This window comes from Burkholderia ubonensis subsp. mesacidophila (genome assembly GCF_002097715.1).
GTDB classification, from domain to species: Bacteria; Pseudomonadota; Gammaproteobacteria; order Burkholderiales; family Burkholderiaceae; genus Burkholderia; species Burkholderia mesacidophila.
The window spans coordinates 309,424-324,060 of record NZ_CP020737.1 but is presented as its reverse complement, the minus strand read 5'-3'; the positions used below and the strand labels follow the sequence as shown (position 1 = coordinate 324,060).

The window sequence follows — 14,637 nt, the reverse complement described above, 5'->3', positions numbered from 1 at the left end:
AAGACCGCCATCATACGACCTTCGCGCGATAAAGCCAAGCGGGTAAACGCAAAAAAAACGCAAATTTCGTGCCGAACGTAATCGGGCCGATTTTTGCGCACCCGAGACGCCCTTTACGATCGATGCGGCCGCGCTCGCATCCGTATTGGGAATACGCGTCCGGACGCGGCAGCAGCGCTGCTCAGCCGAACGCCACCAACTGCGGCGCATAGCGGCAACAGGAGTTCGCCGCGTCGCACGAACGTGGGCCGCGCCGCTCAGCGCCCGCTCCCGATGCTCGAGCGTGGTGACTCAGCCCCTGCTGGCGCCCCTCATCACGCCACGTTAGCCTGCGTAGGGTCCGGAGCGAAATGTACAGACTGCAACGCCAGAGGGACGCCGGGCGCTCGACTCGAACCTGACACCAGGAGCTTCCATAGGCCTCTCGTGCGCCCTTCCGATCGCTGCCTCACTGGTCGCGAACATCGCGCATGCCGCATCGGACGAAAGCCTCTACCGCGGCACGTCCCGACCGTCAACGCTGGGGAATTCGTCGAATGCCCGCTCGCCGGCGGCGCCGACGAACCAACCGCCTGCGACGAGCCGACCGGCGTCTGGTCCCCCTCGTTCGCATCGGTACGGCATCTGGGACGTGGCGGAAAAGCGCGCAGACGGTCACCACCCTGCCGATCCGTCTGGAGCCCACAAGCGCCACCTGCGACGCGGACTTTCACTGATCGTCGGCAATCGAACGCGGCTGCGATTGCTTGCGCGTGGAACGGCCGACTGAGATTTCTGCACACAAGGGAACGTCGACCGATCGCGCCGTCGCATGGCGATTCGTCACCGAGAAGCGAAGTGGAGCGTCCGCCCCGCAGCTGACGAGCGCCCCATCCGCGGACGCAATGCGATCCATCAACACCGAGCTCGATCGGAAGTTTCGGGAAACGGTCGGCTTCGCACTCATGGCCCGGCCGAAAGGCGATTCGAGCTGCACACCAACGGTAGCATTCGCCAATGCGTGCTTGTTTACGGTCGACGCAACATGGTTTTCGGATTGGCCAGGCGCAGCTCACTCGTCGAACGGCTGGACGACGACAACGTACGATCTCCCGACCGGCGAGCCTCTCGACTGGACTCGAACGGTTCACTTTCCGGCCGTCGGCCCCGAGACCTTCGACTTCGCGAAGGGGAACGACGTCGTGTCGCTCGCGCTAAGGCACGCAGCGGACGAGCGCAATGACAACGAATGCGTTAACGAGGCGTTCCGAAGCTTTGAATGCGACGGCTCGCGATGTCGAAACCAGGGCGCGAAGAACATGGCGGACTGGAAGTGGCCACTCGTGCTTTCGCCCGGGAAGGAGGGGCTCTTTGCCGCGTTCAATGAATATTCGGAAGGCCGAAAGAAGTTGCCGGGGCGAAGGCGTGATCTTGACGTGGCGCGACGTTCGCGCGCTTTTGCTCGCGCCGAGCACGCTGCCATGAACGTCAGCCGTGGGGTTGGCCGGTCGCCAGAGCTGGCTCATGTCCGTCTGCTCGCTCGGCCCAGCTCGACCTCTTGCTGCATTCGCAGTGAACGGACGTTTGACCGTCCTGAATGACGCCCGGAGCGCCCCTCGTTCGCGCTGCGGCAACCTGCAGTGCCGACGCCCGGGACATGACCGGATTGGCTGCACGGCGCCGACGCGCCTGACGCGGACGTTCGGCAGATCTCACGCAGTTCCCAGCTGGTGTTTGAAGTGGCCGGGAATGGCGAACTAACGGAGAGATGGCGTCGGATGGCGCGGTACGCGAGCAGTAACACCGGCGCACGAGGACCACCGTGCCTTTCCTGCGCGCCAATGCAAAAACCCCCGCCGGATGGGCGGGGGTTTCTGGCTAAGGGAGCCTGACGATTACCTACTTTCACACGGGAATCCGCACTATCATCGGCGTAGAGTCGTTTCACGGTCCTGTTCGGGATGGGAAGGGGTGGGACCGACTCGCTATGGTCATCAGGCAAAGAGGGTTGTCGCGCGGCTTCGCAGCGCGACCAATCTGGGAAGAAGCAGTAATCTTGGGTTGTGCGTATCAGCACATCGCGGTCATTCAACCGCTCTGTAAAACAGACTTGTTATAGGATCAAGCCTTACGGGCAATTAGTATCAGTTAGCTGAACGCATTACTGCGCTTACACACCTGACCTATCAACGTCCTGGTCTCGAACGACCCTTCAAGGGGATCTAGTCCCCAGGGATATCTCATCTTAAGGCGAGTTTCCCGCTTAGATGCTTTCAGCGGTTATCTCTTCCGAACATAGCTACCCGGCGATGCCACTGGCGTGACAACCGGTACACCAGAGGTTCGTCCACTCCGGTCCTCTCGTACTAGGAGCAGCCCCCTTCAAATATCCAACGCCCACGGCAGATAGGGACCAAACTGTCTCACGACGTTTTAAACCCAGCTCACGTACCTCTTTAAATGGCGAACAGCCATACCCTTGGGACCGGCTACAGCCCCAGGATGAGATGAGCCGACATCGAGGTGCCAAACACCGCCGTCGATATGAACTCTTGGGCGGTATCAGCCTGTTATCCCCAGAGTACCTTTTATCCGTTGAGCGATGGCCCTTCCATACAGAACCACCGGATCACTATGACCTGCTTTCGCACCTGCTCGACTTGTCGGTCTCGCAGTTAAGCACGCTTATGCCATTGCACTATCAGCACGATTTCCGACCGTACCTAGCGTACCTTCGTACTCCTCCGTTACGCTTTGGGAGGAGACCGCCCCAGTCAAACTGCCTACCATGCACTGTCCCCGACCCGGATCACGGGCCAAGGTTAGAACCTCAAACAAACCAGGGTGGTATTTCAAGGACGGCTCCACCGAAACTAGCGTTCCGGTTTCATAGCCTCCCACCTATCCTACACAGATCGGTTCAAAGTCCAATGCAAAGCTACAGTAAAGGTTCATGGGGTCTTTCCGTCTAGCCGCGGGTAGATTGCATCATCACAAACACTTCAACTTCGCTGAGTCTCGGGAGGAGACAGTGTGGCCATCGTTACGCCATTCGTGCAGGTCGGAACTTACCCGACAAGGAATTTCGCTACCTTAGGACCGTTATAGTTACGGCCGCCGTTTACCGGGACTTCAATCAAGAGCTTGCACCCCATCATTTAATCTTCCGGCACCGGGCAGGCGTCACACCCTATACGTCCACTTTCGTGTTTGCAGAGTGCTGTGTTTTTATTAAACAGTCGCAGCCACCAGTTTATTGCAACCCCTTCACCCTCCTGGCGCAGGCCAGTCAAGCTACAAGGGCGTACCTTATCCCGAAGTTACGGTACCAATTTGCCGAGTTCCTTCTCCCGAGTTCTCTCAAGCGCCTTAGAATACTCATCTCGCCCACCTGTGTCGGTTTGCGGTACGGTCATCGTTAGACTGAAGCTTAGAGGCTTTTCTTGGAACCACTTCCAATTGCTTCGCTCCCTAAGGAGCTCGCGCCACACCCTTGAATCCTGCGCCCGGATTTGCCTAAGCGCCTTCTCCAATGCAGCGACCGGGACTTCCAACACCCGGACAACCTTCCGCGATCCGTCCCCCCATCGCATCTAACAATGGTGCAGGAATATTGACCTGCTTCCCATCAGCTACGCATTTCTGCCTCGCCTTAGGGGCCGACTCACCCTACGCCGATGAACGTTGCGTAGGAAACCTTGGGCTTACGGCGAGGGGGCCTTTCACCCCCTTTATCGCTACTCATGTCAGCATTCGCACTTCCGATACCTCCAGCACCCTTTACAAGGCACCTTCGCAGGCTTACGGAACGCTCTCCTACCATGCGTGCTAAGCACGCATCCGCAGCTTCGGTATATAGCTTAGCCCCGTTACATCTTCCGCGCAGGACGACTCGATCAGTGAGCTATTACGCTTTCTTTAAAGGGTGGCTGCTTCTAAGCCAACCTCCTGACTGTTTTAGCCTTCCCACTTCGTTTCCCACTTAGCTATATTTGGGGACCTTAGCTGGCGGTCTGGGTTGTTTCCCTCTTGACACCGGACGTTAGCACCCGATGTCTGTCTCCCGTGATTGCACTCTTCGGTATTCGGAGTTTGCTATGGCGGGGTAATCTGCAATAGACCCCCCAACCATGACAGTGCTCTACCCCCGAAGGTGAGACACGAGGCACTACCTAAATAGTTTTCGGAGAGAACCAGCTATTTCCAAGTTTGTTTAGCCTTTCACCCCTATCCACAGCTCATCCCCTAACTTTTCAACGTTAGTGGGTTCGGACCTCCAGTACGTGTTACCGCACCTTCATCCTGGCCATGGATAGATCACTTGGTTTCGGGTCTACGCCCAGCAACTGAACGCCCTATTCGGACTCGCTTTCGCTACGCCTGCCCTATACGGTTAAGCTTGCTACTGAACGTAAGTCGCTGACCCATTATACAAAAGGTACGCCGTCACCCCTTACGAGGCTCCGACTGTTTGTATGCATGCGGTTTCAGGATCTATTTCACTCCCCTCCCGGGGTTCTTTTCGCCTTTCCCTCACGGTACTGGTTCACTATCGGTCGATCACGAGTATTTAGCCTTGGAGGATGGTCCCCCCATCTTCAGACAGGATTTCACGTGTCCCGCCCTACTTGTCGTACACTTAGTTCTTTCATACTGTTTTCGCCTACAGGGCTATCACCTGCTATGGCCGCACTTTCCAGAGCGTTCGGCTAACAATACAAATAAAGAGTACAAGGCTCATCCCATTTCGCTCGCCACTACTTTGGGAATCTCGGTTGATTTCTTTTCCTGCGGTTACTTAGATGTTTCAGTTCACCGCGTTCGCTTCACTAGACCTATGTATTCAGTCTAGGATGACCCAAAAGGGCCGGGTTTCCCCATTCGGACATCTACGGATCAAAGCTCGTTTGCCAGCTCCCCGTAGCTTTTCGCAGGCTACCGCGTCCTTCATCGCCTGTGATCGCCAAGGCATCCACCACATGCACTTGTTCGCTTGACCCTATAACGAGTCTGTCTTGCGACGACTGTTACAGGTTGAGTTCTCGCGTTGTGCCGTATTCCAATTGATGTCGGTCCAGCGTTAGCGCTTTAGCGCTTACGCTGGCCCCACTCCCGAAGGGAGTAGACCCGAATCATCTTGAGATACATCGATACAATCACAACCCGGATAGTTTCCACGTCCATCTCAAAGACGCTTCCGCTATCCAAATTACTTACTTCTTCCAGATTGTTAAAGAACGACAGCCGATATGGTGTTACTCATATCACTCTGACTGGCTCAATCGCCAATGACAAAGACTCGAACAATCATCATTCGAATGTTTGTCATTGAAGATTGGTGGAGGCAGACGGGATCGAACCGACGACCCCCTGCTTGCAAAGCAGGTGCTCTCCCAGCTGAGCTATGCCCCCATACAGAGACTTCCCAGGGTTTCAGCCTGTCGGCATGGGGCGCTCGTAAGCGCTGAAGCGCTAACGATCACCGACACGTCAGACAATTGGTGGGTCTGGTTGGATTCGAACCAACGACCCCCGCCTTATCAAGACGGTGCTCTAACCGACTGAGCTACAGACCCCTGAGTCTGTCTTGATTTACAGCCGATAAGCGTGAGCGCTCAACTTATGCGAGATAGCTCTAGAAAGGAGGTGATCCAGCCGCACCTTCCGATACGGCTACCTTGTTACGACTTCACCCCAGTCATGAATCCTACCGTGGTGACCGTCCTCCTTGCGGTTAGACTAGCCACTTCTGGTAAAACCCACTCCCATGGTGTGACGGGCGGTGTGTACAAGACCCGGGAACGTATTCACCGCGGCATGCTGATCCGCGATTACTAGCGATTCCAGCTTCATGCACTCGAGTTGCAGAGTGCAATCCGGACTACGATCGGTTTTCTGGGATTAGCTCCCCCTCGCGGGTTGGCGACCCTCTGTTCCGACCATTGTATGACGTGTGAAGCCCTACCCATAAGGGCCATGAGGACTTGACGTCATCCCCACCTTCCTCCGGTTTGTCACCGGCAGTCTCCTTAGAGTGCTCTTGCGTAGCAACTAAGGACAAGGGTTGCGCTCGTTGCGGGACTTAACCCAACATCTCACGACACGAGCTGACGACAGCCATGCAGCACCTGTGCGCCGGTTCTCTTTCGAGCACTCCCGAATCTCTTCGGGATTCCGACCATGTCAAGGGTAGGTAAGGTTTTTCGCGTTGCATCGAATTAATCCACATCATCCACCGCTTGTGCGGGTCCCCGTCAATTCCTTTGAGTTTTAATCTTGCGACCGTACTCCCCAGGCGGTCAACTTCACGCGTTAGCTACGTTACTAAGGAAATGAATCCCCAACAACTAGTTGACATCGTTTAGGGCGTGGACTACCAGGGTATCTAATCCTGTTTGCTCCCCACGCTTTCGTGCATGAGCGTCAGTATTGGCCCAGGGGGCTGCCTTCGCCATCGGTATTCCTCCACATCTCTACGCATTTCACTGCTACACGTGGAATTCTACCCCCCTCTGCCATGCTCTAGCCTGCCAGTCACCAATGCAGTTCCCAGGTTGAGCCCGGGGATTTCACATCGGTCTTAGCAAACCGCCTGCGCACGCTTTACGCCCAGTAATTCCGATTAACGCTCGCACCCTACGTATTACCGCGGCTGCTGGCACGTAGTTAGCCGGTGCTTATTCTTCCGGTACCGTCATCCCCCGACCATATTAGGATCAAGGATTTCTTTCCGGACAAAAGTGCTTTACAACCCGAAGGCCTTCTTCACACACGCGGCATTGCTGGATCAGGGTTTCCCCCATTGTCCAAAATTCCCCACTGCTGCCTCCCGTAGGAGTCTGGGCCGTGTCTCAGTCCCAGTGTGGCTGGTCGTCCTCTCAGACCAGCTACTGATCGTCGCCTTGGTAGGCCTTTACCCCACCAACTAGCTAATCAGCCATCGGCCAACCCTATAGCGCGAGGCCCGAAGGTCCCCCGCTTTCATCCGTAGATCGTATGCGGTATTAATCCGGCTTTCGCCGGGCTATCCCCCACTACAGGACATGTTCCGATGTATTACTCACCCGTTCGCCACTCGCCACCAGGTGCAAGCACCCGTGCTGCCGTTCGACTTGCATGTGTAAGGCATGCCGCCAGCGTTCAATCTGAGCCAGGATCAAACTCTTCAGTTCAAACCTGTTACTGTTTTCGGTTCCGTAGAACCGGTCGCTCACTCAAAGCTGACAGGAATATGAATTGCTTCATAAACCTGACTTACTTTAGTGTGAGACTCTTGATACTTTTGCTAATCCGATCCAAGGATCGGCTCGCTGTCATCAAGCGCCCACACTTATCGGCTGTTAATTTTTAAAGAGCGTTTCTGCGAGAAGTACCGCTTTCTCAGCAGCGCTGCGTTGTCAGCAGCAGAGAAATAAGATTATGAACACTGTTTCGCAGTTCGTCAACAACTTTTTTACTACATCGTTGCGACTGCGGGGTTCATCTTCCTCGGCGACCCCGGCGCCTGAATCCAGACACCCGAACCGCTTCGCTTCCCCTCTTCCGCGCCGCGTTGCCGTTAGCGCGAAAGAGGCGTGATTCTAGGCACGTCCCGCGTTCTGCGCAAGGGGTTTCGTGAAATAAATTCAAAAGCCCCCGTGCGCTGCCGCGCACGGGGGCTTTTGAGGTGATGAATCAGGCGGCGGCGGGTGACACGCAACCGCGCCCCTCATATATATAGAGCAGGAGAAATGCGCCGCTCCCTGCCCCCTCACTTCCCGGCAACCACCGCCTGCAGCCGCTCGACCGGCACGGCGTCCGCCATCGCCGCATAGCCGGCGTCGCTCGGATGAATACCGTCGCCACTATCGTAACGACTCTGCAGCACGCTCGGGCGCGCGGGATCGCGCAGCGCTTCGTCGAAATCGACGACGCCGTCGAACGCCCCGCCGCTCCGGATCCAGCGATTCACCTCCAGCCGGATCCCTTCGCGCCCGGCCGGCAGCGCCGCCGGCGTGAGCGTCGCGCCGAAGATCCTCACGCCCCGACGATGCGCGGCATCGATCAACCGGCGATAGCCGTCGATCAGCGTCGCCGCGCTCACCTGCGTATGCGGATGATCGCAATCGAGCCCGGCGTGAGGCGGCATCGCCGCAAAGTTGATGTCGTTGATGCCGATCAGCAGGATCGCCGCCTTCACCCCCGAGCGCGATAGCGCGTCGCGATCGAAGCGGGATTGCAGCGACGTGCCGTAGCAGGCCGAATCGCTGAGCAGTCGGTTGCCGCTGATGCCCAGATTCACCACGCCGATCGCATCCGACGGCGCCAGCCGGCGCGCCAGCGCGTCCGGCCAGCGGTGGTTGCGGTTCAGGCTCGAGCGCAGCCCGTCGGTGATCGAATCGCCGATCGCCGCGATGCTCGCGCGCGCCGCCCCGGCCTCGACCGCGAGTTCCGTCACCCACGCATATTGGGTAAACCGGGTCCGGAACGCGCCGGCGCCAGCGTCCTTCGTGTGGTCGCCTGGCCCCGATACGTAATTGAGCTGGTTCGACACGCGGTGCCAGACCGTCATCCGCTGGCGTGCTCCCATATACAGGCTGACCGCATAAGGCCGTCTGGTCGCCACGTCGATCGTCACCGGATCGCTTTCGATTTCCTGCCCCGGCGCCAGCGTCACCGACGCCTGCCCGCCGAACCGAACCGCAATCGGCATGCCGTCCGCCAACGCCGCGCCATCACCGGCCCGCGCCAGACTCGCCGACTCGACGACCAACGGCGCACTGCCGTACGCATTGCTCAGCCGAATCCGCGCCGCCCGGCCCGCCACCGTCGGGTAGACGATCTGCCGGACGGTCCTGCCCGCCACGTCGGGCGCGCGATAGAGCGGCGGCGGCGAGGCCAGTTCCGGAATCGGCTGCAGCGCGGTGGCCCAGGCGGCAACCCACCCCGCCGGCGCAGCGCCGGCCGCTAGCGGCGACAGGAGAACGGACGCGCCCAGCACGACCGCGGCAAGACTGCTGCGAAATGACATCGGCAAGATCCTCAACGGAAAGCGGGCATTGTGCCGCAGATGCGGTTCGGCACCGCGCGCCGCCACGCGTTCCCCATCGGCACGACTACACCCACTCTCTTCTCTCGTTTACCCGCATCGCACGCGATATCGCCAAAATAATTTATTAACCGACCGGTCGGTTGGCTTATACTTCGCACACATTCAACCGGACGAGAGCCTCGCCATGTACACGCAATCCCTCGACATCCCCGGCAACGTCGCAACGCTCGACGCCGCCGCCGAGTCGCCCGAGCAGGCGCGGTTCGACGCGGTCATGGCCACGGACGGCAAGATCGAGCCGCAGGACTGGATGCCCGACGCCTATCGCAAGACGCTGATCCGCCAGATCTCGCAGCACGCGCACTCGGAAGTCGTCGGCATGCTGCCGGAAGGCAACTGGATCTCGCGCGCGCCGAGCCTCAAGCGCAAGGCGATCCTGCTCGCGAAAGTACAGGACGAAGCCGGCCACGGCCTCTATCTGTACAGCGCGGCCGAAACGCTCGGCGTGTCGCGCGACGCGCTGATCGACGCGCTGCACACCGGCAAGGCGAAGTACTCGAGCATCTTCAACTACCCGACGCCGACCTGGGCGGACGTCGGCGTGATCGGCTGGCTCGTCGACGGCGCCGCGATCATGAACCAGATCCCGCTGTGCCGCTGCACGTACGGCCCGTATGCGCGCGCGATGATCCGCGTGTGCAAGGAGGAGTCGTTCCACCAGCGCCAGGGCTTCGACGCGCTGCTGTCGATGATGAAAGGCTCCGACGCGCAGCGCGCGATGGTCCAGCAAGCGGTGAACCGCTGGTGGTGGCCGGTGCTGATGATGTTCGGCCCGAGCGATGCCGACTCCGTGCACAGCAACCAGTCGGCCAAATGGGGCATCAAGCGGATCACGAACGACGACCTGCGGCAGAAATTCGTCGATGCGACCGTCGAGCAGGCGAAGGTGCTCGGCGTGACGCTGCCCGATCCCGACCTGAAATGGAACGAGGCGCGCGACCATTACGACTACGGCGCGATCGACTGGGACGAATTCTGGCGCGTCGTCAACGGCGACGGCCCATGCAACAAGGAACGCCTCGCAACCCGCGTGAAGGCGCACGACGACGGCGCGTGGGTGCGCGAAGCCGCGCTCGCGCACGAAGCGAAGCGCCGCGCCCGCGCCGAACAGCAAGCCGCCTGAGCGGCAACCATCGAATTCAGGATTCAGGAGAGAGTGATGAACAAGGAATGGCCGATCTGGGAAGTGTTCGTGCGCAGCAAGCAGGGCCTCGACCACAAGCATTGCGGCAGCCTGCACGCCGCCGACGCATCGATGGCGCTGCGCATGGCGCGCGACGTCTACACGCGCCGCCAGGAAGGCGTAAGCATCTGGGTGGTGCCGTCGTCGGCGATCACCGCGTCGGATCCGAACGAGAAGGCCGAGCTGTTCGAGCCGGCCGGCGACAAGATCTATCGCCACCCGACGTTCTACACGCTGCCCGATGAAGTCAACCACATGTAACGCCCGCGCCATGACGATCACGCCCGAACACCTCTGCTACGTGCTGCGCCTCGCGGACAACGCGCTGATCCTCGGTCAGCGCAACGCCGAATGGTGCGGCCACGGCCCGATTCTCGAAGAAGACATCGCGCTGACCAACATGAGCCTCGACCTCATCGGCCAGGCGCGGATGCTGTATACGCACGCGGCCGACCTCGAACGTCAGCTCAACGGCGCGGCGAAGACCGAGGACGACTACGCGTACTTCCGCACCGAGCGCGAATTCGCGAACTTCACCCTCGCCGAGCTGCCGCATTACGGCCCGGTGTCGGGCACCGCGCACGCCGACAAGGACTACGCGGTGACGATCGTGCGCAACTTCCTCTACGCGGCGCTGATGCTGCACGTGTGGAGCGCGCTCGAAACGTCGGCCGACGCGACACTGGCCGCCATTGCGGCGAAATCGGTGAAGGAGACCCGCTATCACCTGCACCACGCGCGCGAGTGGCTGGTGCGGCTCGGCGACGGCACCGACGAATCGCACCGCCGTGCGCAGGCCGCGCTCGACTACCTGACCCCGTACACGCGCGAGTTCTTCGCGGCGGACCAGGTGGACGACGCGATCGCCGCGCAGCGCATCGGCCCGGCGCCGGCCACGCTCGAAGCCGCGTGGCGCGCCGACGTCGACGACGCGCTCGCCGAGGCGACGCTGACGCTGCCGGCGCCCGTCCAGCACGTCACCACCGGCAAGCAGGGCGAGCACTCGGAGCACATGGGCTACCTGCTCGCCGAAATGCAGAGCCTCGCGCGCCAGCATCCCGGCGCGACCTGGTAACGCACACGTCAAACGGAGCCTCGCGATGTCCGCCTCATCCGCCCTCGCCGCCACGCCCGCCCCGCACCACGCCGATCCGCTGCTCGCGCGGGCGTGGGAAGTGCTCGAGGCCGTGCCCGATCCGGAAATCCCCGTCGTGTCGATCCGCGAGCTGGGCATCCTGCGCGACGTCCGGCGCGCGGACGACGGCCAGCTCGAGGTCGTGATCACCCCGACCTACTCGGGCTGCCCGGCGATGTCGCAGATCGCCGAGGACATCGCGGCCGCGATGCAGCAGGCCGGCCTGCCGCCGCACCGCGTCGAGACCGTGCTCGCGCCCGCGTGGACGACCGACTGGATCACGCAGGAAGCGCGCGACAAGCTGCGCGCCTACGGGATCGCGCCGCCGGTCGGCCAGTGCGGCAGCGCCGCGCCGCGCGAGACTGTCGTGCGCTTCGTGCCGCGGCCGGTCGCGGCGCCCGTCTGCCCACGCTGCGGCTCCGCGCGCACCGAGCGGCTCGCGCAATTCGCGTCGACCGCCTGCAAGGCGCTGTATCGCTGCGTCGACTGCCGCGAACCCTTCGACTACTTCAAACCTTACTGATATGGCGACCCCGCAATTCCACCCGCTGCGTATCCGCGACGTGCGGCCCGAGACCGCCGACGCCGTGACCGTCTCGTTCGAGATCCCGCCCGAGCTGCGCGACGCATACCGCTTCACGCAAGGCCAGTTCGTCACGCTGAAAACCCATATCGACGGCGAGGAGACGCGCCGCTCGTATTCGATCTGCGTCGGCACGACCGACTACGACCGCGACGGCGAATTGCGCATCGGCATCAAGCGCGTGCGCGGCGGGCGCTTCTCGAACTTCGCGTTCGATACGCTGAAGCCCGGCCACACGATCGACGTGATGACGCCCGACGGCCGCTTCTTCACGCACCTGAACGCGGAGCACGGCAAGCAGTACGTTGCGTTCTCCGGCGGCTCCGGGATCACGCCGGTGCTCGCGATCGTCAAGACGACGCTCGAACTCGAGCCGCGCAGCACGTTCACGCTGATCTACGGGAACCGCAGCGTCGACGCGATCATGTTCGCGGAGGAGCTCGAGGACCTGAAGAACCGCTACATGAACCGCTTCGCGCTGTATCACGTGCTGTCCGACGACCTCCAGGACGTCGAGCTGTTCAACGGCGTGCTCGACCAGGCGAAGTGCGCGGCGTTCCTCGACACGCTGGTGCCGGCCGACTCGATCGACGAGGCGTTCATCTGCGGCCCCGCGCCGATGATGGACGCGGCGGAGGCCGCGCTGAAGGCGGCGGGCGTGCCGCAGGCGAGGGTCCACGTCGAACGCTTCGGCACGCCGCTGCCGCAGGCCGGCGTGCCGGCCGTCGAGATCACCGACGCGACGCCCGCCGCCGAACTCGAAATCGTCCTCGACGGCAAGAAGCGCAAGCTGCGCCTGCCGTACGAAGGCGTGAGCCTGCTCGACGTCGGCCTGCGCGCGGGCCTCGCGCTGCCGTACGCGTGCAAGGGCGGCGTGTGCTGCACGTGCCGCGCGAAGGTGCTCGAAGGCGAAGTGCGGATGGAGAAGAACTACACGCTCGAGGAGCACGAGGTGAAGGACGGCTTCGTGCTCACCTGTCAGTGCCACCCGGTCAGCGACAAGGTCGTGGTCAGCTACGACGAACGTTGAGCGAGCGGCGCGGCGCCGGCTCCGCGACCGGGTGTCGCCCGCCGGCCGGTTTCTCGCCGTCACACATCTCGCTTACACTAGGGGCCGCCCGCCGGCCGGACGACGCAAGTCCGGCCGGCCGGCGGTTTTCTTTTGTTGACCACAGGCCGATGAGTACCATTCACGTGATTCAGGGCGGCAGCGCCGCCGCGTCACTCAACGAGGCGCTCGCCCAGGCGGGACGCGACGAGCGCGTCGTCGGATTGCTCGACGACCTGGCCGTCGGGCCGCTCAAGGGCGTCGACGAGACGCTGGAGACCCGCGCCGCGTTCTGGCAGCGCGTGCTCGGCGACCAGATTTCCGACTGGAAGGCGGAAGTCGAGCGCGAATTCGCGCGCCTCGACCTGCTCGCGATGGACACCGGCCAGGTGGTCGTCTGGCATGCGCCGAGCGTCGGCGACAAGCTGCTGCTGCGACGCGTCGCCTACCATCTGCGCAACGTGCCGCAGCGCCTGAACGAAGTGCGGCTGTCGGACGCCGATCTCGGCACGGCGTCGACGCGCGCCGACCGCGCGTGCGCGACCGGCATGTTCTCGCCGGCGCAACTGCTCGCGAAGCTGCCGGAAGCGGCCCCGATCTCGGTGCTGCGCATCGGCCGGCTCGCGCTCGAATGGCAGGAAGCCAAGCATCTGGACGCCGAACTCCGCTACTGGGTCAGCAACACGATCAAGAGCGGCCACTACGGCGACCTCGACACGCTGATCCTCGCGCATGCGGAGGCCGGCTGGCTGCCGGCGCGACGCCTCGCCGGCGGCGTGATGGCCGATGCCGACCGCGGCGGGCTGTTCGTCAGCGATTCGATCGCGCTGTGGCGCTGCCGCGAACTCGCCGCCGCCGGCCGCCTCGAGCTGCAGGACGACACCGCCGACCTTCATTCCACGCAGGTGCGCGCAGCCCGCGCCACCGCGCCGCAACGCTAATCCCCGCATTCGACCATGGCCCGCACCCGAGCCCCCGATCACGAATCCCAGCGCGAGCAGATCCTCGATCTCGCCGCCGAAAAGTTCGCGCAGACGAGCTACCCGAGCACGTCGATGTCCGAGCTTGCCACCGCAAGCGGCACGTCGAAGGCACGGCTCTATCACTACTACGAGAGCAAGGAAGCGATCCTGTTCGACCTGCTCGACCGCTACACGAAGCGGCTGATGCTGATCATCGCCGAGGTCGAAGGCACCAGCCAGCGGCGCGGCCTCACCGAGCGCGAGGCGTTCGCGGAGCTCGTGCGCACGTTCCTCGCCGAATACGAGACGTCGCACAGCCGCCACGTCGCGCTGCTCAACGACGTGAAGTATCTTGAGGACGCGCAGCGCGAGATCGTGCTGGACCGCCAGCGCGACATCGTCGCGGCCTTCGCGCGCCAGCTCGCGCGTGCGTACCCGGAGCGGATCTCGAAGGACAACCAGACGTCGGTGACGATGATGGTGTTCGGGATGATCAACTGGACGTTCACGTGGCTCAAGCCGGGCGGGCGCCTCGGCTACCGCGACTTCGCCGAGCAGGTGATCGACCTGATCGAGCGCGGGATGTCTTCGCCGGCGTGATTGCCGCGGAGCAGCAAGCGTTGCGTGGCGGAAACACTGCGACACCCCACCACGCA

At 61.8% G+C, this 14,637-nt stretch carries 9 protein-coding genes, 2 tRNA genes and 3 rRNA genes; 8 read left to right on the top strand and 6 right to left on the bottom strand.

Translation table 11 applies throughout. The features are described from left to right. The first annotated feature begins 884 nt into the window (after positions 1–884). The gene (locus tag B7P44_RS36110; protein WP_133118076.1) at positions 885–1,580 is read left to right on the top strand and encodes a hypothetical protein; all 696 of its coding nucleotides are present in this window, start codon (positions 885–887) and stop codon (positions 1,578–1,580) included. A gap of 285 nt (positions 1,581–1,865) precedes the next feature. On the opposite strand, the gene rrf is transcribed toward B7P44_RS36110, so the two are convergent. The 6 genes from rrf to B7P44_RS01465 form a co-directional block, all read right to left on the bottom strand. Then, a 5S ribosomal RNA gene (gene rrf / locus B7P44_RS01495) occupies positions 1,866–1,978 on the bottom strand. A 118-nt stretch (positions 1,979–2,096) separates the two neighbouring features. Beyond that, positions 2,097–4,978, bottom strand: a 23S ribosomal RNA gene (locus B7P44_RS01490). 337 nt (positions 4,979–5,315) lie between these two features. Next, positions 5,316–5,391 (bottom strand) — tRNA-Ala (locus B7P44_RS01485). A gap of 87 nt (positions 5,392–5,478) precedes the next feature. Next, a tRNA-Ile gene (locus tag B7P44_RS01480) sits at positions 5,479–5,555 on the bottom strand. A 63-nt stretch (positions 5,556–5,618) separates the two neighbouring features. After that, positions 5,619–7,151 (bottom strand): 16S ribosomal RNA (locus B7P44_RS01475). The 16S, 23S and 5S rRNA genes sit together here with 2 tRNA genes alongside, the layout of an rRNA operon. 578 nt (positions 7,152–7,729) lie before the next feature. Then, a complete protein-coding gene (locus tag B7P44_RS01465; RefSeq protein ID WP_084906336.1) occupies positions 7,730–8,989 on the bottom strand; it encodes an SGNH/GDSL hydrolase family protein in 1,260 nt (419 codons plus the stop codon). Positions 8,990–9,194: 205 nt separating this feature from the next. Between B7P44_RS01465 and paaA the strand changes: the two genes are divergently transcribed. The 7 genes from paaA (at position 9,195) to B7P44_RS01435 (ending at position 14,581) form a co-directional block, all read left to right on the top strand. Further along, on the top strand, positions 9,195–10,193 hold the full coding sequence (paaA, locus tag B7P44_RS01460; RefSeq protein ID WP_088511396.1) for a 1,2-phenylacetyl-CoA epoxidase subunit PaaA: 999 nt from the start codon (positions 9,195–9,197) through the stop codon (positions 10,191–10,193). A gap of 36 nt (positions 10,194–10,229) precedes the next feature. Continuing rightward, positions 10,230–10,514 (top strand): 1,2-phenylacetyl-CoA epoxidase subunit PaaB, encoded by a 285-nt coding sequence (gene paaB, locus B7P44_RS35835; RefSeq protein ID WP_010092957.1) that lies wholly within the window; start codon positions 10,230–10,232, stop codon positions 10,512–10,514. Positions 10,515–10,524: 10 nt separating this feature from the next. Further along, on the top strand, positions 10,525–11,328 hold the full coding sequence (gene paaC / locus B7P44_RS01455; protein ID WP_084899882.1) for a 1,2-phenylacetyl-CoA epoxidase subunit PaaC: 804 nt from the start codon (positions 10,525–10,527) through the stop codon (positions 11,326–11,328). Between the two features lie 25 nt (positions 11,329–11,353). Then, complete coding sequence (gene paaD / locus B7P44_RS01450) at positions 11,354–11,911, top strand: 1,2-phenylacetyl-CoA epoxidase subunit PaaD (RefSeq protein ID WP_084899879.1); 558 nt, start codon at positions 11,354–11,356, stop codon at positions 11,909–11,911. A gap of 1 nt (position 11,912) precedes the next feature. Then, entirely contained in the window at positions 11,913–13,001 is a 1,089-nt protein-coding gene (gene paaE / locus B7P44_RS01445; protein WP_084899877.1) for a 1,2-phenylacetyl-CoA epoxidase subunit PaaE, read from the top strand. A gap of 149 nt (positions 13,002–13,150) precedes the next feature. Next, on the top strand, positions 13,151–13,960 hold the full coding sequence (locus B7P44_RS01440) for a DUF1835 domain-containing protein (RefSeq protein ID WP_084899874.1): 810 nt from the start codon (positions 13,151–13,153) through the stop codon (positions 13,958–13,960). Positions 13,961–13,975: 15 nt separating this feature from the next. Further along, a complete protein-coding gene (locus B7P44_RS01435; protein WP_084899871.1) occupies positions 13,976–14,581 on the top strand; it encodes a TetR/AcrR family transcriptional regulator in 606 nt (201 codons plus the stop codon). The last annotated feature ends 56 nt before the right edge of the window (positions 14,582–14,637 follow it).

Bases quoted from the DNA above. Each gene is read 5' to 3' on its own strand.
- paaC (WP_084899882.1), top strand. From the start codon at position 10,525: ATGACGATCACGCCCGAACACCTCTGCTACGTGCTGCGCCTCGCGGAC.
- B7P44_RS01440 (WP_084899874.1), top strand. From the start codon at position 13,151: ATGAGTACCATTCACGTGATTCAGGGCGGCAGCGCCGCCGCGTCACTC.
- paaA (WP_088511396.1), top strand. From the start codon at position 9,195: ATGTACACGCAATCCCTCGACATCCCCGGCAACGTCGCAACGCTCGAC.
- paaE (WP_084899877.1), top strand. From the start codon at position 11,913: ATGGCGACCCCGCAATTCCACCCGCTGCGTATCCGCGACGTGCGGCCC.
- paaB (WP_010092957.1), top strand. From the start codon at position 10,230: ATGAACAAGGAATGGCCGATCTGGGAAGTGTTCGTGCGCAGCAAGCAG.
- paaD (WP_084899879.1), top strand. From the start codon at position 11,354: ATGTCCGCCTCATCCGCCCTCGCCGCCACGCCCGCCCCGCACCACGCC.
- B7P44_RS01465 (WP_084906336.1), bottom strand. From the start codon at position 8,989: ATGTCATTTCGCAGCAGTCTTGCCGCGGTCGTGCTGGGCGCGTCCGTT.
- B7P44_RS01435 (WP_084899871.1), top strand. From the start codon at position 13,976: ATGGCCCGCACCCGAGCCCCCGATCACGAATCCCAGCGCGAGCAGATC.
- B7P44_RS36110 (WP_133118076.1), top strand. From the start codon at position 885: ATGCGATCCATCAACACCGAGCTCGATCGGAAGTTTCGGGAAACGGTC.